The organism is Sphingoaurantiacus capsulatus (assembly GCF_042648405.1).
In the GTDB taxonomy this organism is placed as follows: Bacteria; Pseudomonadota; Alphaproteobacteria; order Sphingomonadales; family Sphingomonadaceae; genus Sphingoaurantiacus; species Sphingoaurantiacus capsulatus.
The window spans coordinates 463,070-481,944 of record NZ_JBHRXV010000001.1 but is presented as its reverse complement, the minus strand read 5'-3'; the positions used below and the strand labels follow the sequence as shown (position 1 = coordinate 481,944).

At 67.6% G+C, this 18,875-nt stretch carries 24 protein-coding genes and 1 pseudogene; 21 read left to right on the top strand and 4 right to left on the bottom strand.

Annotated elements, in window-relative coordinates:
- The 3 genes from ftsY to dapF are packed head-to-tail and all read right to left on the bottom strand — an operon-like array spanning position 1 to position 3,010.
- Positions 1–948 (bottom strand): signal recognition particle-docking protein FtsY, encoded by a 948-nt coding sequence (gene ftsY, locus ACFOMD_RS02645; RefSeq protein WP_380856375.1) that lies wholly within the window; start codon positions 946–948, stop codon positions 1–3.
- Positions 948–2,201 carry a tRNA (N(6)-L-threonylcarbamoyladenosine(37)-C(2))-methylthiotransferase MtaB gene (mtaB, locus tag ACFOMD_RS02640; RefSeq protein WP_380856371.1) on the bottom strand — a complete coding sequence of 418 codons (1,254 nt, stop codon included), beginning with the start codon at positions 2,199–2,201 and terminating at the stop codon, positions 948–950. Before mtaB ends, ftsY begins: the two co-directional genes overlap by 1 nt.
- Positions 2,201–3,010: a diaminopimelate epimerase gene (dapF, locus tag ACFOMD_RS02635; protein ID WP_380856368.1), complete on the bottom strand. Its 810-nt coding sequence runs from the start codon at positions 3,008–3,010 to the stop codon at positions 2,201–2,203. Before dapF ends, mtaB begins: the two co-directional genes overlap by 1 nt.
- 310 nt (positions 3,011–3,320) lie before the next feature.
- On the opposite strand from dapF, the gene ACFOMD_RS02630 reads away from it, so the two are divergent.
- The 11 genes and pseudogenes from ACFOMD_RS02630 (at position 3,321) to rplS (ending at position 9,336) form a co-directional block, all read left to right on the top strand.
- The gene (locus ACFOMD_RS02630; RefSeq protein WP_380856365.1) at positions 3,321–3,869 is read left to right on the top strand and encodes a DUF924 family protein; all 549 of its coding nucleotides are present in this window, start codon (positions 3,321–3,323) and stop codon (positions 3,867–3,869) included.
- 52 nt (positions 3,870–3,921) lie between these two features.
- Positions 3,922–4,158, top strand: coding sequence for a type II toxin-antitoxin system Phd/YefM family antitoxin (locus tag ACFOMD_RS02625; protein ID WP_380856362.1), 237 nt, complete (start codon positions 3,922–3,924; stop codon positions 4,156–4,158).
- Positions 4,158–4,589, top strand: a complete 432-nt coding sequence (locus tag ACFOMD_RS02620) for a type II toxin-antitoxin system VapC family toxin (protein ID WP_380856359.1) — start codon at positions 4,158–4,160, stop codon at positions 4,587–4,589. Before ACFOMD_RS02625 ends, ACFOMD_RS02620 begins: the two co-directional genes overlap by 1 nt.
- Complete coding sequence (locus ACFOMD_RS02615; protein ID WP_380856356.1) at positions 4,589–4,774, top strand: hypothetical protein; 186 nt, start codon at positions 4,589–4,591, stop codon at positions 4,772–4,774. The genes ACFOMD_RS02620 and ACFOMD_RS02615 overlap by 1 nt, the downstream gene beginning before the upstream one ends.
- A gap of 147 nt (positions 4,775–4,921) precedes the next feature.
- Positions 4,922–6,379, top strand: a complete 1,458-nt coding sequence (gene ffh, locus ACFOMD_RS02610; RefSeq protein WP_380856353.1) for a signal recognition particle protein — start codon at positions 4,922–4,924, stop codon at positions 6,377–6,379.
- Between the two features lie 26 nt (positions 6,380–6,405).
- Positions 6,406–6,867, top strand: a pseudogene (gene rpsP, locus ACFOMD_RS02605) (30S ribosomal protein S16); the annotation flags it as partial.
- 162 nt (positions 6,868–7,029) lie between these two features.
- Positions 7,030–7,521 carry a ribosome maturation factor RimM gene (rimM, locus tag ACFOMD_RS02600; protein ID WP_380856350.1) on the top strand — a complete coding sequence of 164 codons (492 nt, stop codon included), beginning with the start codon at positions 7,030–7,032 and terminating at the stop codon, positions 7,519–7,521.
- A gap of 30 nt (positions 7,522–7,551) precedes the next feature.
- Complete coding sequence (locus ACFOMD_RS02595) at positions 7,552–7,815, top strand: antitoxin (RefSeq protein ID WP_380856347.1); 264 nt, start codon at positions 7,552–7,554, stop codon at positions 7,813–7,815.
- Positions 7,815–8,207, top strand: a complete 393-nt coding sequence (locus ACFOMD_RS02590) for a type II toxin-antitoxin system VapC family toxin (RefSeq protein WP_380856344.1) — start codon at positions 7,815–7,817, stop codon at positions 8,205–8,207. The genes ACFOMD_RS02595 and ACFOMD_RS02590 overlap by 1 nt, the downstream gene beginning before the upstream one ends.
- On the top strand, positions 8,204–8,950 hold the full coding sequence (trmD, locus tag ACFOMD_RS02585) for a tRNA (guanosine(37)-N1)-methyltransferase TrmD (protein ID WP_380856341.1): 747 nt from the start codon (positions 8,204–8,206) through the stop codon (positions 8,948–8,950). Before ACFOMD_RS02590 ends, trmD begins: the two co-directional genes overlap by 4 nt.
- Positions 8,947–9,336 (top strand): 50S ribosomal protein L19, encoded by a 390-nt coding sequence (gene rplS, locus ACFOMD_RS02580; protein ID WP_380856338.1) that lies wholly within the window; start codon positions 8,947–8,949, stop codon positions 9,334–9,336. The genes trmD and rplS overlap by 4 nt, the downstream gene beginning before the upstream one ends.
- Positions 9,337–9,402: 66 nt before the next feature.
- On the opposite strand, the gene ACFOMD_RS02575 is transcribed toward rplS, so the two are convergent.
- Complete coding sequence (locus tag ACFOMD_RS02575) at positions 9,403–9,900, bottom strand: hypothetical protein (RefSeq protein WP_380856335.1); 498 nt, start codon at positions 9,898–9,900, stop codon at positions 9,403–9,405.
- Positions 9,901–10,042: 142 nt separating this feature from the next.
- Here ACFOMD_RS02575 and leuC point away from each other — a divergent pair, with 142 nt between their 5' ends.
- The 10 genes from leuC (at position 10,043) to ACFOMD_RS02525 (ending at position 18,853) form a co-directional block, all read left to right on the top strand.
- The gene (gene leuC, locus ACFOMD_RS02570; protein WP_380856332.1) at positions 10,043–11,458 is read left to right on the top strand and encodes a 3-isopropylmalate dehydratase large subunit; all 1,416 of its coding nucleotides are present in this window, start codon (positions 10,043–10,045) and stop codon (positions 11,456–11,458) included.
- Between the two features lie 6 nt (positions 11,459–11,464).
- Complete coding sequence (gene leuD / locus ACFOMD_RS02565; protein ID WP_380856329.1) at positions 11,465–12,046, top strand: 3-isopropylmalate dehydratase small subunit; 582 nt, start codon at positions 11,465–11,467, stop codon at positions 12,044–12,046.
- Positions 12,047–12,214: 168 nt separating this feature from the next.
- Positions 12,215–13,285 (top strand): 3-isopropylmalate dehydrogenase, encoded by a 1,071-nt coding sequence (gene leuB, locus ACFOMD_RS02560; protein WP_380856326.1) that lies wholly within the window; start codon positions 12,215–12,217, stop codon positions 13,283–13,285.
- On the top strand, positions 13,282–13,944 hold the full coding sequence (locus ACFOMD_RS02555; protein ID WP_380856323.1) for a DUF502 domain-containing protein: 663 nt from the start codon (positions 13,282–13,284) through the stop codon (positions 13,942–13,944). The genes leuB and ACFOMD_RS02555 overlap by 4 nt, the downstream gene beginning before the upstream one ends.
- A 71-nt stretch (positions 13,945–14,015) precedes the next feature.
- A complete protein-coding gene (locus ACFOMD_RS02550; protein WP_380856320.1) occupies positions 14,016–15,059 on the top strand; it encodes an aspartate-semialdehyde dehydrogenase in 1,044 nt (347 codons plus the stop codon).
- A 37-nt stretch (positions 15,060–15,096) separates the two neighbouring features.
- A complete protein-coding gene (locus ACFOMD_RS02545; protein WP_380856317.1) occupies positions 15,097–15,363 on the top strand; it encodes a FitA-like ribbon-helix-helix domain-containing protein in 267 nt (88 codons plus the stop codon).
- Positions 15,347–15,754 carry a type II toxin-antitoxin system VapC family toxin gene (locus ACFOMD_RS02540; RefSeq protein WP_380856314.1) on the top strand — a complete coding sequence of 136 codons (408 nt, stop codon included), beginning with the start codon at positions 15,347–15,349 and terminating at the stop codon, positions 15,752–15,754. The genes ACFOMD_RS02545 and ACFOMD_RS02540 overlap by 17 nt, the downstream gene beginning before the upstream one ends.
- A complete protein-coding gene (locus tag ACFOMD_RS02535; RefSeq protein ID WP_380856311.1) occupies positions 15,751–16,191 on the top strand; it encodes a GFA family protein in 441 nt (146 codons plus the stop codon). Before ACFOMD_RS02540 ends, ACFOMD_RS02535 begins: the two co-directional genes overlap by 4 nt.
- Positions 16,192–16,193: 2 nt before the next feature.
- Positions 16,194–16,943 carry an alpha/beta fold hydrolase gene (locus ACFOMD_RS02530; protein WP_380856308.1) on the top strand — a complete coding sequence of 250 codons (750 nt, stop codon included), beginning with the start codon at positions 16,194–16,196 and terminating at the stop codon, positions 16,941–16,943.
- A 62-nt stretch (positions 16,944–17,005) separates the two neighbouring features.
- Complete coding sequence (locus ACFOMD_RS02525) at positions 17,006–18,853, top strand: M2 family metallopeptidase (protein ID WP_380856305.1); 1,848 nt, start codon at positions 17,006–17,008, stop codon at positions 18,851–18,853.
- Positions 18,854–18,875 lie beyond the last annotated feature (22 nt).

Here is an 18,875-nt window from a genome sequence, read left to right as displayed (position 1 = left end):
CTACTTCACTCCCACGCCGGGGTTGATCCCGGCCAATGCTTCGGCAAACGCCTTCGGGTCGAACGGCCGCAGGTCGTCGATGGTTTCGCCGACGCCCACCGCGTGGATCGGCAGCTTGAAGCGCTCGGCCGCCGCGACGAGCACGCCGCCGCGCGCGGTGCCGTCGAGCTTGGTCATCACGAGGCCGGTGACGCCCGCGACTTCACGGAACACCTCGATCTGGTTGAGCGCGTTCTGGCCGGTGGTGGCGTCGAGCACCAGCACGACATCGTGCGGCGCGGAGAGCATCAGCTTCGAGAGGACGCGCTTCACCTTGGCGAGCTCGTCCATCAGGCCCTGCTTGTTCTGCAGCCGCCCGGCGGTGTCGATGATCAGCGCGTCGAAGCCGCCGCTGCGCGCTTTTTCGAGCGATTCATAGGCGAGGCCGGCGGCATCGGCGCCGACCTTGCTGGAGATGACCGGCGCGCCGATGCGGCCGCCCCACACCTGCAACTGCTCGATCGCGGCGGCGCGGAAGGTGTCGCCCGCCGCCAGCATGACGCGATAGTCCTGCTCCTGGAACAGATGCGCGAGCTTGGCGATCGTCGTGGTCTTGCCGGAGCCGTTGACGCCGACGACCAGCACGGTCTGCGGGCGCGGGAAGGCCACCACTTCGAGCGGCTTCGCCACCGGGCGCAGCACCTTCTCGATCTCGTCGGCCACGACCTGGCGGACCTCCGCCTCGGTGACCGCCTTGTCGTACTTTTCCGCCGCCAGCTTCGCCGATACCCGCGCGGCCATCGCCGGGCCGAGATCGGCGGCGATCAGCGCCTCCTCGATCTCCTCGAGCATGGCGTCGTCGAGCTTCGACTTGGTGAACACCGACGACAGATTGTCGCCGAGCTTTTCCGACGATCGCGACAGCCCGGCGCGCAGCTTGGCAAACCAGCCCTGCGGTTCTTCCGACATCAAGCGGCCTCCAGCATGCCGTCGTTCAGGTGGGTGACGGTGGCGCGCACGATCTGCCCGCGCACCGCGCCGGCCACCCGCACCGGCGCGAAGGCGGCGCTATGGCCGCGTCCGTCGATGCTGTCGACCAGAACCTCCTGCGTGCGACCGACCTGCCCGCGCAAATAGAGGTCCAGCCGCGCCGCCGCCGCCCGGCGCAGCCGCGAGGCGCGCTCCTTGCGCAGCGGCACCGGCACCTGCGGCATCTTCGCGGCGGGCGTGCCGGTGCGCGCCGAATAGGGGAAGATATGGCCGTAGACGATGTCGCACGCGTCGATCATCGCCAGCGTGTTCTCGAACATCGCGTCGGTCTCGGTCGGGAAGCCGGCGATGAGGTCGGCGCCGAAGGTGACCTCGGGCCGGCGGGCGCGAACCTCGGCGCAGAAGCGCAGCGCGTCGTCACGGCTGTGGCGCCGCTTCATCCGCTTCAGGATCATGTCGTCGCCGGCCTGCAGGCTCAGGTGCAGATGCGGCATCAGCCGCGCGTCGCCGGTGATCGCGTCGAACAACGGCGCATCGATCTCGACGCTGTCGATCGACGACAGGCGCAGCCGCGGCAGCGCGGGGACCTCGGCGAGGATGCGCTGGACGAGCGTGCCGAGCGTCGGCGTGCCGGGCAGGTCGGCGCCATAGGAGGTGACGTCGACGCCGGTCAGCACCACCTCATTATAGCCCTCGTCGCCGACCAGCCGCCTAATGCGCTCGACCACCAGATCGGCGGGCACCGACCGCGAATTCCCGCGGCCATAGGGGATGATGCAGAAGGTGCAGCGATGGTCGCAGCCGTTCTGCACCTCGACGAAGGCGCGCGCCCTTTCGGCGTAACCATCGATCAGATGGCCGGCGGTCTCGGTGACCGACATGATGTCGTTGACGCGCACGGCCGGCGCATCGGCGCCGTCGTCGAAGCGGAAGCTTTCCGCCTGCAGCTTCTCCGCATTGCCCAGCACGCGCGCCACCTCGGGCATCGCGGCGAAGGTCTGCGGTTCGGTCTGCGCGGCGCAGCCGGTGACGATGATGCGCGACGCGGGCCGCTCGCGCTTCAGCCGGCGGATCTGCTGCCGCGCCTGCCGCACCGCCTCGCCGGTGACAGCGCAGGTGTTGACGACGACCAACCCGTCCTCGCCGCTCGCCATCGCATGCGCGCGCATCACCTCGGACTCATAGGCGTTCAGGCGGCAGCCGAAGGTGACGATCTCCGGGGACAATTGCATCAGGCGAAGGCGTTCAGGTCGACTTCGCCGCGGAAGGCGGTGGTGGCCGGGCCGGTCATCGCGATGGCGCCGTCCTCGCGCCACGCGATGGTGAGCGTGCCGCCCGCCATTTCGACGGTCGCGGTGCGGCCCACATGCCCGCGGCGCATCGCGGCAATCGCGGTGGCGCAGGCGCCGGTGCCGCAGGCGCGGGTCAGGCCGACGCCGCGCTCCCACACCTGAAGGCGGATGCGGTCGGGGCCGATAATCTGCGCTACATTCACGTTGACCCGGTCGGGGAACAGCGGGTCGGTCTCGATCTGCGGGCCGATCGTCTTCAGCGGCACGGCCTCCAGATCGTCGACGAAGAACACGACATGCGGATTGCCGACGTTGACGGCGCTCGGGGCTTCCAGCCCGTCCCAGCCGACCGGCATGTCGCGCGTGTCCATCGCATAGGCGAGCGGGATGGCGTCCCAGTCGAAGCGCGGGGCGGGCAGGATGACGGTGGCGCCGTCGCCCGCCGGGTTCATCTCGATGACGCCGCCGGCGGTCTCGACCTTCGACGGGCCGAGCAGCTGTGCGACGCAGCGCGAAGCGTTGCCGCAGGCCTCCACCTCGCCGCCGTCGGCATTGTAGATGCGCATGCGCGCGTCGCCGTCGTTTTGCGCCGCCTCGATGACGATGAGCTGGTCGCAGCCGATGCCGGTGTGCCGGTCGGCGAGCCGCGCGGCGAGGCCATCGCCCATCGCCGGCAGGGCGTGGGCGCGCGCGTCGAACACGACGAAGTCGTTGCCGAGCCCATGCATCTTCACGAACGGCGTAGCCATAGGCGCGCGATGTAGGCGCGGGCGGGCGCGAAGTCCATCTGACCGCCCATCCTCCTCTGCAAGGGGAGGGGGACCGCCGAAGGCGGTGGAGGGGTACCCACCGCCGCTGCCCCCTCCACCCTGCTGCGCAGGGTCCCCCTCCCCGTGCCGGGGAGGATGCGCTAAGCCTTGCCCCCGCGGCGGACGTTGGCCGGACATGCGCGGTTCACTTCATCGTCATCCCCGCGAAGGCGGGGACCCACAAGGGAACAGCCCTGTTGTGCGATGGTGGGTCCCCGCCTACGCGGGGATGACAAATGGAGAATATCGAGTGCTCGATGATCAAGCGGCAGACGTCCTCGCCTTCTGGTTCGACGAGCTGAAGCCCGAGCAGCAATTCGCGAAGGACGCGCAGCTCGACGCGACGATCCGCGATCGTTTCGGCGACCTGCACGCGCGGCTGTCGGCGCACGTCCCCGACGACTGGACCGCCAACCCGCAAGGCTTGCTCGCCGCGGTGATCGTCCTCGACCAATTCTCCCGCAACCTCCACCGCGACGACCCGCGGGCCTTCCAGAACGACGCGGTGGCGCTCAACCTCGCCCGGTTGGCACTGAAGCGCGGCGACGACACCCTACTGTCGGACGCGGAACGCCAGTTCCTCTACATGCCCTTCATGCACAGCGAGAACGCCGACGATCAGGACCGCTGCGTCGAGCTGATGGACGAGATCGGCCAGCCGGAAGCCGCCGACTTCGCCCGAAAGCACAAGGCGATCATCGACCGCTTTGGGCGGTTCCCGCATCGGAACGAGGCGCTTGGGCGCGAGATGACGGCGGAGGAGGCGGCGTTCCTGAAGGAGCCGGGGTCGAGCTTCTAGAAAATCCGCCTGCAATGCGCTATATGACCATCTAACTGGTCAGGAGCATGTCATGTCGGTCAATCTCGCGGACGCAAAGGCGCATCTGAGCGAACTGGTTGATCGCGTCGAAGCCGGGGATTCGATCGACATCACCCGCCGCGGCAAGCCGGTCGCGCGACTGACCGCTGTCGCCCCGCCGCGAAAGCAGATCGACGCGGGTCTGCTTCAAGCGCTGACCGCGACGATGCCGCCGCAGGCGCCGGCCGCCGATCTCGTCCGCGCGATGCGCGACGACGACCGCTATTGATGCTCTATCTCGATACGTCGCTGATCGCCGCGGCGCTTTCCAACGAGGTGATGACGCCGCGTGTCCAGACGTGGCTGGGCGAACAGGACGCGGCGCAGATTCGGATCAGCGACTGGACGATCACCGAACTGTCCTCGGCGCTGGCGATCAAGCTGCGCACCGGCCAGATCGACCTGCCGCAGCGTGCGGCGGCGCTCGCGACGTTCAACCAACTCGTCGCCGAAAGCTTCACGGTGTTGACCGTGACAGGCGCGCAGTTTCGCTCCGCGGCAAAGTTCGTCGATCAGCACAACCTCGGCCTTCGCGCTGGCGACGCACTGCACCTCGCAATTGCCTCGGAGCACGGCGCGACGGTTCACACGCTTGACCGACGGCTCGCTGAAGCCGGCCCGGCGCTTGGCGTGCCGACCGAGTTGTTCGCGAGCGCCTGATGGGCAAGCGTACGGGTGTGCTTGAACATGAAGCCGATGTGCTAAAGCTGACGCTCGCCGAACTCGATGCGGAAATCGCTCGCTGCGAAATGCGGCTCCGCATCGCGCGTACCGCCTATCTGAGCAAAGAGTTCGAAAAGCGTATCCACTGGCTGCAGCGGATTCGCTTCCATCACTACGAGTGACGCACCCCAAACATTGACTCTCGCCCCCTACGGCGCTACCTCGCACCCGCTTTTCCAGCCGGAAATGCCAGTATTGAACGCGTCCACGGATGCACGCCGGTCAGCGAGGTTTCGCCCACCGGCGCGAAACCGTTTGGGGTCAAGTTGATGTTCGAGAGCCTTTCAGACCGCCTGTCCGGCGTCTTCGACAAGCTCCGCGGCCGCGGTGCGCTGACGGAGGCGGACGTGCGTGCGGCGATGCGCGAGGTGCGGGTCGCGCTGCTCGAGGCCGACGTCGCGCTCCCCGTCGTCAAGGATTTCGTCGACAAGGTCACCGAGCGCGCGATCGGCGCCGAGGTCACCCGCTCGGTCACGCCGGGGCAGCAGGTCGTCAAGATCGTCCACGACGCGCTGATCGAGATGCTCGGCGGCACCGGTGAGGCGCTCGAACTGGGCGTCACCCCGCCCGCCGTCATCATGATGGTCGGCCTTCAGGGCTCGGGTAAGACCACCACCACCGCCAAGATCGCCAAGCGCCTTTCGGAGAAAGAGCGCAAGAAGGTGATGATGGCGTCGCTCGACGTGAACCGTCCGGCGGCGCAGGAGCAGCTTCGCATCCTCGGCGAGCAGGTGAATGTCGCCACCTTGCCGATCATCGCCGGCCAGCAGCCGGTCGATATCGCGCGGCGCGCCATGCAGGCGGCGAAGCTGCAGGGCTTCGACGTCGTGCTGCTCGACACCGCCGGCCGCCTCCACGTCGATCAGGCGCTGATGGCGGAGATGCAGGCGGTGGCGGCGACCACCGATCCGCACGAGATCCTGCTCGTCGTCGATGCGCTGACCGGCCAGGACGCCGTCAACGTCGCCCAGTCCTTCGCGGGGCAGGTCGAGCTGACCGGCGTGGTGCTGACCCGCCTGGACGGCGACGCCCGCGGCGGCGCCTCGCTGTCGATGCGTGCCGTCACCGGCAAGCCGATCAAGTTCGCGGGCACGGGCGAGAAGCTCGACGCGCTCGACGCCTTCGATCCGCAGCGCGTCGCCGGCCGCATCCTCGGCATGGGCGACGTCGTCAGCCTCGTCGAGCGGGCCGCCGAGACCATCGAGGCCGAGGAGGCCGAGAAGCTCGCCGCCAAGATGGCGAAGGGTCAGTTCGACATGAACGACCTTCGCTCGCAGCTGATGCAGATGAAGCGCATGGGCGGCATGGGCGCGCTGATGGGCATGCTGCCCGGCATGGGCAAGATGCAGAAGCAGGCCGAGGCCGCGGGCGTCAACGACAAGACGCTGGCTCGCCTGGAAGCGGTCATCCTGTCGATGACGCCGAAGGAGCGGGTGAAGCCCGAGATCATCGCGGCCAAGCGCAAGATCCGCATTGCCAACGGCGCCGGCACGACCGTTCAGGAGGTCAACAAGCTCCTGAAGATGCATCAGGAAATGGCCAACGCCATGAAGAAGATCCGCAAGATGGGCGGCATGGGTGGCCTGATGAAGATGATGGGCAAGATGCCCGGCGGCCTTGGCGGGCTGCTGGGCGGCGGCGGCGGGGCGGGTGGTCCCGGCGGCGCGATGCCCCAGCTGCCGGGCGGCATGCTGCCGCCGGGCTTCGACAAGTTCAACAAACGCTAATTGAAGATACCAAGGAAGGACTGAACATGGCTCTTGCAATCCGGCTGGCGCGCGGTGGCGCGAAGAAGCGTCCCTATTACCGCATCATCGTCACGGACTCGCGCAACGCGCGCGACGGCCGCTTCATCGAGAAGCTCGGCACCTACAACCCGCTGCTCGCGAAGGATTCGCCCGAGCGCGTGAAGCTCGACACCGACCGCGCCAAGCATTGGCTGAGCGTCGGCGCGCAGCCGTCCGACCGCGTCGCCCGCTTCCTCGACGCCGCCGGCGTCCGTGAGCGCGTCGCGAAGAACAACCCGAACAAGGCGGCCCCTGGCGAGAAGGCCAAGGAGCGCGTCGAGGCTCGCGCCACCAAGGCCGCTGAGCGCGAAGCTGCCGAGGCCGAAGCCGCCGCCGCACCGGCGGTCGAGGAAGCCCCGGCCGAGGTCGAGGCCACCGAGGCTGAGGCGCCCGCCGCCCAGGTTGCTGCCGAAGAGGCCCCTGCGGCTGAGGAAGCGCCCGCTGAGGCCGCCGCTGAGGAAGCGCCGGCCGAGGCCGCTGCTGAAGAAGCTCCGGCCGCTGCCGAGGAAGCCCCGGCTGCTGAGGAAGCTCCCGCCGAGGAGGCTCCCGCCGCCGAAGCGACCGACGAAGAGACCAAGGGCTAACAGCCCTTGGCCGACGACAAGAGCCGCGTAACCCTCGCCGCCGTTGCCGGAGCACACGGCATCGGCGGCGAGGTGCGCCTCAAGGTCTTCGCCGAAGGGCTGGACTCGCTCCGTCGTCACAAGACGTTCGAGGCCGCCGGGCAGACGCTGACCCTGAAGTCGGTGAAGCCCGGCAAGCCCGACGCCATCGCCCGCTTTGCCGAGGTCTCCTCGCGTGATGACGCCGAGGCGCTTCGCGGCACGGTGCTGACCGTCGACCGCGGCGACCTGCCCACGCTCGACGAGGGCGAATTCTACCACAGCGACCTGATCGGCCTGCCCGCCGCCACGACCGAGGGCGAGGCGATCGGCACCATCGTCGCCGTCGAGAATTTCGGCGCCGGCGACATCCTCGAAATCGAGAAAGCCGACGGCAAGCGCTTCATGGTGCCGTTCCGGCCCGAGGCCGTGCCCGAGGTGGGCGCGAGCGTGGTGATTGAACCGGCTTACGTCCAATAGTATATACGGCTGGTATATACGGAGACGGCGATGCCGCGTCAGTGGAAGACCAAGACCTTCAAGTCAGGCAATTCAGTCGCCGTCAGGCTGCCGAAGTCGGCAGGCCTGACCGAAGGCGATGACGTGATCCTCGTGCCCCACGATGACGGCAGCTTCAGCTTCTGGCGCGAGCAGGATGGCGCCCGCGTCCTCGACAGCCTGTTCGGCGCCTTTTCTGCGGGTTTCATGGCGGAAGGCCGGGGCGACATCGAGCAGGCGGAGCGTGACTGGGACGGACAGCCGCGCGCCGCCTGATGTTCATGCTCGATACCAATGTCTGCATCGATTTCGCGCTCGGGCGCAGCGATGTCCTGCGCGCCCGCGTCCGCCAGTTCTACAACAGCGGCCTCGCCATTTCGGCGATCACGCTCGCTGAATTGCGGGTGGGCGCACGCCATCCAGGTGCCGAACCCGATGATCAGCGCCGCCTCGACGTGCTGATCGGCACGCTGACCTTGCACGATTTCGATGCGAAGGCGGCGGACGACTATGGCTCGCTGGCGCGCGAGATCGGCGTGAAGCGGGCGAGCTTCGACCGCCTGATCGCCGCCCATGCCCGCTCGCTGGACCTGACGCTCGTCACCAACAATCCGCGCGATTTTGGCGACGTCAAAGGCCTGCGCGTCGAGAACTGGACTGCCTCATGATCTGGGCCGCCACTATCCTGACGCTCTACCCGGAGATGTTTCCCGGGCCGCTCGGGCAGAGCCTGGCAGGGCGCGCGATGGCGGAGGGCGGCTGGTCGCTCGAGGCGGTGAACATTCGCGACTTTGCCACCGACAAGCACCGCTCGGTCGACGATACGCCCGCCGGGGGTGGCCCCGGCATGGTGCTGCGGGTCGATGTGCTGGCGCGGGCGGTGGATGCCGCGCGGGAGCGGAATCCGGCGGCGCCGGTGCTGGCGATGTCGCCGCGCGGCGCCCCTTTGACGCAGGCGCGGGTGCGCGAGCTGGCGGCGGGGCCGGGGGTCACCTTGCTGTGCGGGCGCTTCGAAGGGTTCGACGAGCGGCTGTTCGAGGGACGGGGGGTCGAGCCGGTGTCGATCGGCGACTATATCCTGTCGGGCGGCGAGACGGCGGCGCTGGTGCTGCTCGATGCTTGCGTGCGCCTGCTGCCCGGTGTAATGGGCGCGCCTTCGAGCGGAGAGCAGGAAAGCTTCGAAAGCGGCCTGCTCGAATATCCGCACTACACCCGACCACCCGCGTGGGAGGGGCGCACGATCCCCGAAGTGCTGCGATCGGGGGATCATGCGCGGATCGACGCCTGGCGACTGGCCCAGGCCGAGACCGACACACGGCTACGGCGGCCGGACCTTTGGGAACGCTACGACAGCGTTCGGGTCAGGTCGCCCTCTGGCGCGCGGCGAAAGAACAAGGACGAAAAGGCATGAACCTTATCCAGCAGATCGAGGCCGAACAGGTCGCGAAGCTCGGCGCCAACAAGAAGATCCCGGAATTCCGCGCCGGCGACACGCTGCGCGTCGGCGTGAAGGTCGTCGAAGGCGAGCGCAGCCGCGTTCAGTTCTTCGAGGGCGTGTGCATCGCGCGCGCCAACAAGGGCATCAACAGCAATTTCACCGTTCGCAAGGTGAGCTTCGGTGAGGGCGTCGAGCGCGTCTTCCCGCTCTATTCGCCGAACGTCGATTCGATCGAGCTCGTCCGCCGCGGCATCGTGCGCCGCGCGAAGCTCTATTATCTGCGTGGCCGCTCGGGCAAGTCGGCGCGTATCGCCGAGCGCCGCGACACCAAGCCGGCGAAGGGCGTCGCGGCCGAATAGGCCCCGCACGCACTTTGGGAGAACAGCGGCCGTCGGAGCAATCCGGCGGCCGCTTTCGTTTTGCTTTCAGTTGCCGATCGGCGGGCCCGAGGGCGGGGCCTTCGGCGTCGGCGTCCGCGGCGCGTCGTTGCGCAGCGCGTTCCGCTGCCGCTCGCGAACCGCCTTCACCTGCGCGATCGAGCGGGCATGGATATGGCGGCGGAGCGAATCCACCGCGACATCGGTCTGCGCCGTCACCTGTTCTTCCGACGCGCCATACATCATCTCGCGCAACGATTCCGCCAGCGGCGCGCGCACCAGATCCTGGAACTGCAGGCACCGCCCCTGCACCTTCAGCGCCGACCGCTCGCTGCTCAAGGCGCTGCGGGCGAGGAAGTTGGCGGTCAGATCAATGCAGGTCTCCCACCGCCCGAGCACGGCGGCGGCGGCCTGCGCGGGCGTCAGCGGCGGGACCGCGGGGGCAGTCTGCGGGGCGGGCGAAGGCGAGGGGGCTGTCTGCGCGACCGCAGCCGCCGCGAGCAGCGCGGCGCCCATCATCGCAACAGACCCGAGCCACAACTGCATCAAATCCTCGCCGTTGGCGCACGATTCGGCGCAACAGGCCCCCTAGGTGCTATGCGAGACGCCGCGGTGCAAGCCGGCGCTTCGACGCGGCGGCAAGGCGGCGGTTGACCCGCCGACCGCAACCGGGCAAAGGCGAAATATTATGTCGCAAACGCCCCGCACCCTGTACGAAAAAATCTGGGATGACCATATTGTCTCGCAGCGTGACGATGGCACCAGCCTGATCTGGATCGACCGTCACCTGATCCATGAAGTGACGACGCCGCAGGCGTTCGAGGGGCTTCGCGTCGCCGGCCGTCGCCTGCGCCGGCCGGACCTCACGCTCGCGGTCCCCGATCATAATGTGCCGACCAAGGCGCGGCACCTGCCCAATCCGGATCCGGATTCGACGACGCAGCTCGCCATGCTCGATCGCAACTGCGCCGAGTTCGGCGTCGAGCTGATCCCGATGGGCGACGATCGGCAGGGCATCGTCCATGTCATCGGGCCGGAGCAGGGCTTCACCTTGCCGGGCCTGACCATCGTCTGCGGCGACAGCCACACCGCGACGCACGGCGCGTTCGGCGCGCTGGCGTTCGGCATCGGCACCTCGGAGATCGAGCATGTGTTCGCGACGCAGACCCTGCTGCTGCGCCGGTCGAAAACGATGGAGGTGCGCGTCACCGGCTCGCTCGGCTTCTCAGTGACGGCGAAGGACGTGGCGCTGGCGGTGATCGGCCGCCTCGGCACGGCTGGCGGCACCGGCCATGTCATGGAGTTCACCGGCCAGGCGATCCGCGACCTGTCGATGGAGGGGCGCATGACCCTCTGCAACATGGCCATCGAGGGCGGCGCGCGCTCGGGCCTCGTCGCGCCCGACGACAAGACCTTTGCGTATCTGCAGGGCCGCCCGCGCGCGCCGCAGGCCGCCGAGTGGGATTCCGCCGTTGCTTACTGGCGCTCGCTGCCGACCGACGCCGGCGCGCGCTATGACACGCTGGTCGAGATCGACGGCTCGGCGATCGCGCCGCTGGTCACCTGGGGCACCAGCCCCGAGGATGTGGTGGAGATCACCGGCACCGTGCCGGCGCCCGACAGCTTCGACGATCCGGCGAAGCGCGACGCGGCGGCCAAGTCGCTCGCCTACATGGGCCTGACCCCGGGCACCCGGCTGCAGGACGTGCCGGTCGAGAATATCTTCATCGGCAGCTGCACCAACAGCCGCATCGAGGATCTGCGCGCCGCCGCCGAAGTGGCGAAGGGCCGCCATGTCGCCTCGAATGTGCGGCAGGCGCTGGTCGTGCCGGGCTCCGGGCTGGTGAAGGCGCAGGCCGAGGCCGAAGGCCTCGATCGCATCTTCACCGAGGCCGGCTTCGACTGGCGCGAGCCGGGCTGCTCGATGTGCCTCGCCATGAACCCCGACAAGGTGCCGGCGGGCGAGCGCTGCGCCTCCACCTCCAACCGCAATTTCGTCGGCCGGCAGGGGCCGGGCGCGCGCACCCACCTCCTCTCCCCCGCGATGGCGGCGGCGGCGGCGGTGACCGGGCGCCTCACCGACGTCCGCGAGCTGATGAGCTGATCCAACATGCAGGCTTTCGATACGCTGACCGGCATCGCCATTCCCTTTGCGCAGAAGAATGTCGACACCGACCTGATCATCCCGGCGCGTTTCCTGAAGACGGTGACTCGCGACGGTCTCGGTGCCGGTGCCTTCGCCGCGCTGCGCGAGGACCCCGACAATCTCTTCGACAATGCCCGCAACAACGGCGCGCCGATCCTGATCGCCGGCGACAATTTCGGCTGCGGCTCCAGCCGCGAGCATGCCCCCTGGGCGCTCGCCGACCTCGGCATCCGAACGGTGATCGCGCCGAGCTTCGCCGACATCTTCGCCGGCAATTCGTTCAAGAACGGCATGCTGCTGGTGGCGCTGCCGCAGGAGCAGGTCGACCGGCTGATGGAAGTGGCGGCCGAGCACGAGATCACCGTCGACCTCGAGAACCAGGTGGTGACGACGCCCTTCCAAGACCGGTTCGCCTTCGAGATCGACCCCTTCCGCAAACATTGCCTGCTGAACGGCCTCGACGAGATCGGCCTCACCACGCAGATGGAAGACGACATCGCCGCCTATGAGGCGCGGCTGAAGCAGGAGCGGCCGTGGGCGGCATGACGGAGACCGAGCGGCGGGAAGCGTGACCGAGGCGTCATCCTGACGAAAGTCAGGATTTCGTGGAGATTAGCCGCCGGGGGTCGATGGGTGCGTTGCAACCAGCGCGGCGTTCAACGCGGGACAAGATCCTGACTTTCGTCAGGATGACGGGATTGGCAAAGGTATTCGATGAGCAAGGTGTTGCTTCTCCTCCCCGGCGACGGGATCGGCCCCGAGGTGACGGCGGAGAGCCGGCGCGTCGTCGAGGCGCTGAATGCGCGGCATGGTCTCGACGTCGTGATGGAAGAGGCGCTGTTCGGCGGCGCGGCGATCGATGCGACCGGCGATCCGATCGAGGAAGCGACGGTGGCGCGGGCGCAGGCGGTCGACGCGGTGCTGATGGGCGCGGTCGGCGGGCCGAAATGGGCGAACCAGCCGTTCGACAAGCGGCCCGAGGCGGGGCTGTTGGAGCTGCGGTCGGCGATGCAGGTGTTCGCGAACCTGCGCCCCGCGATGTGCTTCCCGGCGCTCGCCGACGCCTCGACCCTGAAGCGCGAGCATGTCGAGGGGCTGAACATCCTGTTCGTCCGCGAACTTACCGGCGGCGTCTATTTCGGCGAGCCGCGCGGCATCGAGGACCTCGGCGGCGGCGAGCGGCGCGGCGTCAACACGCAGGTCTATACCACCACCGAAATCCGCCGCGTGGCGCGCGTCGCCTTCGATCTGGCGAAGGGCCGCACCGGCAAGGTCTGCTCGGCGGAAAAGTCGAACGTCATGGAATCGGGCCTGCTGTGGAAGCAGGAGGTGCAGAAGCTGCGGGATGAAGAATATCCCCATGTCGACCTCTCCCACATGCTCGCCGACAACACCGCGATGCAGCTGGTGAAGTGGCCCAAGCAGTTCGACATCATCCTCACCGACAATCTGTTCGGCGATATCCTGTCCGACGCGGCGGCGATGCTGACCGGTTCGCTCGGCATGCTGCCGTCGGCGGCGATCGGCGAGGCGGGGAAGCCCGGGCTCTACGAGCCGATCCACGGCTCGGCGCCCGATATCGCCGGGCACGGCCTCGCCAACCCCTGCGCCTCGATCCTCAGCCTCGCGATGGGCCTGCGCTACAGCCTCGGCCGCGCCGACCTCGCCGACAAGGTCGAGGCGGCAGTGTCGAAGGCATTGGACGACGGCGTCCGCACCCGCGACCTCGGCGGTAACGCCACGACGCGCGAGATGGGTGACGCGGTGCTCGAGAGGCTGGGGTGAGAAGCTTCGCGGCGCGGGCGTTCGGGGCGTTCGTCACCGGGCTGCTGTTCCTCGCGCCGATCCTCGTCACCATCATCGTCATCGACTGGCTCGGCGGCTACGTCGCGAGCGCGGTCGGGCCGGACTCTTTCCTCGGCCAGGCGGTGGCCAGCGGCGGTCGCTTCTTCGTCGGCAACGAAGGGGCGGCCTTCGCCTTCTGGGTCGGGCTGTTCTTCGTCCTCGTCCTCATCGCGTTGCTCGGCCTGCTGGTGCAAACTCGCCTCAGGAGGCGGCTGGAAGAGGGCTTCGACCGCTTCATCGACCGGGTCCCGGTGCTGCGCTCGGTCTACCGCCCTATCGCGCAGCTGGTGCGCCTGCTCGGGCCGCAATCGAACGCCGGCAATCTCGAGACAATGCGCGTGGTCGCGGTGCGTTTCGGCGAGAGTACCGAGACCTTGGCGCTGCTGGTGACGCCCGAGCTCTACGATGTCGGCGGGCAGCCGCGCAACCTCGTGCTGCTGACCACCGCGCCGGTGCCGGTCGGCGGCGCCTTGCTGTTCGTGCCGCCGGCAAGTGTCATCGCGGTCGACGGCCTCTCGGTCGAGGACTTCATCAAATTCTTCGTGTCGGTCGGCACCGTTCGCCCGGCGGGCCTCAAGCCGTTCACGCCGTCCAAATAGAATAACTGTCTTGTCAGCCGGCGGCGCGGGGAGGATATCCGCGTCCGTCCACCAAAGAAGGAACGACGAAAATGGCCTACCGCGTGGTCGTGGTCGGCGCGACCGGGAATGTCGGTCGCGAAGTGCTCAACATTCTGGCCGAACGCAAATTCCCGATTGCCGACATCGCCGCGGTCGCGAGCGCGCGCTCGACCGGCGACATCATCGATTTCGGTGACACGGGCCGCGAGCTGAAGGTCAAGAATATCGAGCATTTCGACTTCGCGGGCTGGGACATCGCGCTGTTCGCCGCCGGCTCCGGGCCGGCGAAGGACTATGCGCCGAAGGCCGCCGCCGCCGGCTGCACCGTCATCGATAACTCGTCGCTCTACCGCTACGACGCCGACGTGCCGCTGATCGTGCCCGAGGTGAATCCGGAGGCGATCGACGGCTACACCCAGCGCAACATCATCGCGAACCCGAACTGCTCGACCGCGCAGATGGTCGTCGCGCTGAAGCCGTTGCACGACGCGGCGGGCATCAAGCGCGTCGTCGTGTCGACCTATCAGTCGGTGTCGGGCGCCGGCAAGGAAGGCATGGACGAGCTGTTCGAGCAGACCCGCGCGGTGTTCGTGAACGACGAGAAGACCATCAAGAAGTTCACCAAGCAGATCGCGTTCAACGTGATTCCGCACATCGATGTCTTCCTCGGGTCCGACAGCGACTATGACGGCTACACCAAGGAAGAATGGAAGATGGCGGCCGAGACGATGAAGATCCTCGACCCCGAGATCCTCGTCACCGCCACCTGCGTGCGCGTGCCGGTGTTCGTCGGCCATTCGGAAGCGATCAACATCGAGCTGGAACGCCCGCTGTCGGTCGCCGAGGCGCAGCGCATCCTGCGCGACGCGCCGGGCGTCATGCTGATCGACAAGCGCGAGAACGGCGGATACGTCACGCCGATCGAATGCGTCGGCGACTACGCCACCTTCGTCAGCCGCGTCCGCAAGGATCCGACCGTCGAGAACGGCCTCGTGCTCTGGTGCGTCAGCGACAACCTCCGCAAGGGCGCCGCGCTGAACGCGGTTCAGATCGCCGAACTGCTTGTGAGCCGGCACCTCAAGAAGGCGGCGTGACCTTGAAAGAATGATAGCAAGTTGCTATCATTCTTTCATGGGACAAGCGCTCATTCGCAATCTCGAGGATGAAATCCTCAACGATTATCGTGAAGCGGCGAAGCGAAACGGTCGCTCGCTGGAGGCGGAGTTGCGCGAGGCACTGACGCGCAACCGCCCCCTGGCCGCCGTGCAGCGCCGCGCCTTGGCCGACGAGGTGCGCGCTATGCTTCCCGCAAAGATTCCGGGGGCAGAAGGCGCCGACATCATTCGCGCTTTCCGGGACACCCACGGCGGACGCTGGCCCGATGCCGCTGGCGATTGACGCGAGCATCGCGTTCAAATGGTTCGTCGCCGAGGCGGACAGCGAGGCAGCACTTTCCCTGCTCGACAGTGATGACGCGCTCTGGGCGCCGGACCTGCTGCTAACCGAAGTCGGCAACGCGCTGTGGGCCCGCCTGCGTAGCCTGCCCAACGGCGAGGCCGTGACGCAGGAAGCGCTGGTGCGCCTGCCGCGCATCTTTACGAGCATCGCGCCGGCTCAGGAACTGATTGCACGAGCCGCGAAGATCGCTTTCGAAATCGACCATCCGATCTACGACTGCGTTTATCTGGCACTGGTCGAGCGCGAGAAGATCGAGCTGATCACGGCTGACGCGCGGCTGCAGCGCAATGTGCGCGGCACGCGGTTCGAGACGATGGTGAGAACGCCATGACCGAGATGGCCGGCGGCTGCCTGTGTGGCGCGGTGCGCTTCACCGCGCAGGTGCACAGCGACGATGCCTATCTCTGCCATTGCCGCATGTGCCAGCGCGCCATCGGCAACGTGTCGGTGGCAATGGTGAATGCGTTGAAGGCCGAGGTGAGCTGGGCGGATGAGCCGAGCACTTACCGCTCCTCGCCGATCGCGACGCGGGGGTTCTGCGGGGTGTGCGGCACCTCGCTGACCTTTGCCTATGACGACAGCGAGAAGCTGGACCTGCTGGTCGGCACCTTCGACGATCCGTCGCGGTTCAGGCCGAAGCACCACTTCGGCGTCGAGCATCTGCACCGCAACTGGCTCGACACGTCGGGGCTGCCCGAGTACCGGGTCGACGAGTATCAACCCATCGTCGACCGCTGGATGAAGAGCGTTGGCAAGCTCCCTGAGTGAACATGGCCGCTGACCACAGCTTCGCGTCGTTTGACGGCGAACGCATCGCCTGGCGGGAGCTGGGCGAGGGGCGGCCGGTCGTCCTGATCCACGGGCTGTTCAGCCATGGCGAGATGAACTGGCTGCGCTGGAAGACCGCGCAAGTGGTGGCCGACGCCGGCTTCCGGGTGATCCTGCCCGACCTGCGCGCCCACGGAAAAAGCGCCGCGCCGCATGACGCCGCCAACTACCCGGCCGACGTGCTGGCGCAGGACATCGAGGCGCTGGTCGCGCATCTTGGGCTCAGCGACTTCGACCTCGGCGGCTATTCGCTTGGTGCGCGGACGACGGTGCGGCTGCTGGCGCGCGGGATGCGGCCGCGCCGCGCCATCCTCGCCGGCATGGGGCTGATGGGCATCACCGGCGCGACCTTGCGCAGCAGCTTCTTCCTCAACGCCATCGCCAACCGCGATGCGGTCGAGCGCGGCACGCCCGAATATCTGGCGGTGCAGTTCATGAAATCGACCGGCACCGATCCCGAGGCGGTCAAGCATGTCCTGCAGGTCCAGTCGAAGACGGAAGGCTCAGCCCTCGACGACTTCGACCTGCCGATCCTCGTCGTCTGCGGCGCCGACGATCAGGACAATGGCTCGGCGCCCGACCTTGCCGCCGCGCTGCTGCAAGGGACCTATGTCGAAATCCCCGGCAACCATATGAGCGCCGTCACCCGGCCCGAACTGGGCGCCGCGATCCGCGATTTCCTGCTCGCTTGACGCCCCCGCGACGATGGCGTTTCTGACCGCCATCAAAAGAAGATGTGAGGGGAGTCGCATTCATGCGCCTGATCGTTTCCACACTGGCCCTTGGCGTTGCGCTCGCCGGCTGCACCGCCAAGGATGAACCCGTCGCCAGCGCGTCCGCCGCGGCGCCTGCCGCGCAGGGGCCGGCCACTGCCGCCGAAGCCGACGCCTTCGTCGCCGCCGCCGAGAAGGAAGGCATGGAGTTCGGCGAGTACGGCGCGCGCATCGCCTGGGTGAACAGCACCTACATCACCGACGACACCGACTGGCTGGCCGCCAAGGTTGGCGCCGAGGGCACCGAGCTGGCGGTGAAATACGCCAAGGGCGCCGCGCGCTTCGACAAGGTTGCCGGTCTGTCGTTCGACACGAAACGCAAGCTCGACATTCTTAAGCAGGGTATCGTGCTGCCGGCGCCGGCCGGCGAGGGCGCGGCGCAGGAGCTGTCGACGATCGCCACCCGCCTGCAGTCGACCTACGGCAAGGGCCGCGGGACGCTGAACGGCAACCCAATGTCGGGTAACGACCTCGAGGCGCTGATGGGCACCTCGCGCAACCCGGCCGAGCTGAAGGAGATGTGGACGAGCTGGCACGCGGTCGGGAAGCCGATGCGCCAGGACTATGTCCGCATGGTCGAGATCGCCAACCAGGGCGCCAAGGAGCTGGGCTTCAGCGACCTCGGCGCCATGTGGCGGTCGAACTACGACATGTCGCCGGAAGAGTTCGCCGCGCTCACCGACAAGCTGTGGGGCGAGGTGAAGCCGCTGTATGACGAGCTGCACTGCTTCACGCGCGGCAAGCTCAACGCCAAGTACGGCGCCGTCGTCCAGCCGAAGACCGGCCCGATCCGCGCCGACCTGCTCGGCAACATGTGGGCGCAGGAATGGGGCAGCATCTATGACGTGGTGGCGCCGAAGGGCGCGGGCGACGTTGGCTATGACCTGACCGCGCTGCTCGAGGCGAAGAAATACACGCCGCTGAAGATCGTGCAGACCGGCGAGGGCTTCTTCTCGTCATTGGGCTTCGCGCCGCTGCCCAAGACTTTCTGGGACCGGTCGATGATCACCAAGCCCGCCGACCGCGAAGTGGTCTGCCACGCCTCGGCGTGGGACGTCGACAACAAGGAAGACCTGCGCATCAAGATGTGCACCAAGGTCAACGGCAACGACTTCGTCACCGTCCACCACGAGCTCGGCCACAATTATTACCAGCGGGCCTACAACCAGCAGCCCTATTTGTACCTGAACAGCGCCAACGACGGCTTCCACGAGGCGATCGGCGACATGGTCGCGCTGTCGGTCACGCCCGAATATCTCGTGCAGATCGGCCTCCTGAACAAAAATCAGGTGCCCGACGCGTCGAAGGACACTGGCCTGCTGCTCCGCCAAGCGATGGACAAGGTGGCGTTCCTGCCGTTCGGCCTGCTCGTCGACCGCTGGCGCTGGGGCGTGTTCAACGGCGAGATCACGCCGGCCAATTACAACCAGGCGTGGACCGACCTGCGCCTGCAATATCAGGGCATCACCCCGCCGGTGGCGCGCAGCGAGGCGGACTTCGACCCCGGCGCCAAGTTCCACGTGCCGGGCAACACGCCCTACACCCGCTACTTCCTCGCCCGCCTGCTGCAGTTCCAGTTCTACGAGGCGGCGTGCAAGCAGGCCGGCTGGACCGGGCCGCTGCACCGCTGCAGCTTCTACGGCAACAAGGAAGTCGGCCAGAAGCTGAACGCCATGCTGGCGATGGGCGCCTCCAAGCCCTGGCCGGACGCGCTGGAGGCCTTCACCGGCACGCGCGAAATGAGCGGCAAGTCGATGATCGCCTATTTCCAGCCACTGATGACCTGGCTCAAGGAGCAGAACAAGGGTCAGCAGTGCGGGTGGCAATAGCTGCGGTTTGAAGAACGACGCC

Bases quoted from the DNA above. Each gene is read 5' to 3' on its own strand.
- leuC (WP_380856332.1), top strand. From the start codon at position 10,043: ATGTCGCAAACGCCCCGCACCCTGTACGAAAAAATCTGGGATGACCAT.
- ACFOMD_RS02535 (WP_380856311.1), top strand. From the start codon at position 15,751: ATGACCGAGATGGCCGGCGGCTGCCTGTGTGGCGCGGTGCGCTTCACC.
- ACFOMD_RS02615 (WP_380856356.1), top strand. From the start codon at position 4,589: ATGGGCAAGCGTACGGGTGTGCTTGAACATGAAGCCGATGTGCTAAAG.
- ACFOMD_RS02590 (WP_380856344.1), top strand. From the start codon at position 7,815: ATGTTCATGCTCGATACCAATGTCTGCATCGATTTCGCGCTCGGGCGC.
- ACFOMD_RS02550 (WP_380856320.1), top strand. From the start codon at position 14,016: ATGGCCTACCGCGTGGTCGTGGTCGGCGCGACCGGGAATGTCGGTCGC.
- dapF (WP_380856368.1), bottom strand. From the start codon at position 3,010: ATGGCTACGCCGTTCGTGAAGATGCATGGGCTCGGCAACGACTTCGTC.
- ACFOMD_RS02525 (WP_380856305.1), top strand. From the start codon at position 17,006: ATGCGCCTGATCGTTTCCACACTGGCCCTTGGCGTTGCGCTCGCCGGC.
- ffh (WP_380856353.1), top strand. From the start codon at position 4,922: ATGTTCGAGAGCCTTTCAGACCGCCTGTCCGGCGTCTTCGACAAGCTC.
- trmD (WP_380856341.1), top strand. From the start codon at position 8,204: ATGATCTGGGCCGCCACTATCCTGACGCTCTACCCGGAGATGTTTCCC.
- leuB (WP_380856326.1), top strand. From the start codon at position 12,215: ATGAGCAAGGTGTTGCTTCTCCTCCCCGGCGACGGGATCGGCCCCGAG.
- leuD (WP_380856329.1), top strand. From the start codon at position 11,465: ATGCAGGCTTTCGATACGCTGACCGGCATCGCCATTCCCTTTGCGCAG.
- ACFOMD_RS02545 (WP_380856317.1), top strand. From the start codon at position 15,097: ATGGGACAAGCGCTCATTCGCAATCTCGAGGATGAAATCCTCAACGAT.
- ACFOMD_RS02625 (WP_380856362.1), top strand. From the start codon at position 3,922: ATGTCGGTCAATCTCGCGGACGCAAAGGCGCATCTGAGCGAACTGGTT.
- rplS (WP_380856338.1), top strand. From the start codon at position 8,947: ATGAACCTTATCCAGCAGATCGAGGCCGAACAGGTCGCGAAGCTCGGC.
- ACFOMD_RS02530 (WP_380856308.1), top strand. From the start codon at position 16,194: ATGGCCGCTGACCACAGCTTCGCGTCGTTTGACGGCGAACGCATCGCC.
- ACFOMD_RS02595 (WP_380856347.1), top strand. From the start codon at position 7,552: ATGCCGCGTCAGTGGAAGACCAAGACCTTCAAGTCAGGCAATTCAGTC.
- ACFOMD_RS02575 (WP_380856335.1), bottom strand. From the start codon at position 9,900: ATGCAGTTGTGGCTCGGGTCTGTTGCGATGATGGGCGCCGCGCTGCTC.
- ACFOMD_RS02540 (WP_380856314.1), top strand. From the start codon at position 15,347: ATGCCGCTGGCGATTGACGCGAGCATCGCGTTCAAATGGTTCGTCGCC.
- ftsY (WP_380856375.1), bottom strand. From the start codon at position 948: ATGTCGGAAGAACCGCAGGGCTGGTTTGCCAAGCTGCGCGCCGGGCTG.
- ACFOMD_RS02620 (WP_380856359.1), top strand. From the start codon at position 4,158: ATGCTCTATCTCGATACGTCGCTGATCGCCGCGGCGCTTTCCAACGAG.
- mtaB (WP_380856371.1), bottom strand. From the start codon at position 2,201: ATGCAATTGTCCCCGGAGATCGTCACCTTCGGCTGCCGCCTGAACGCC.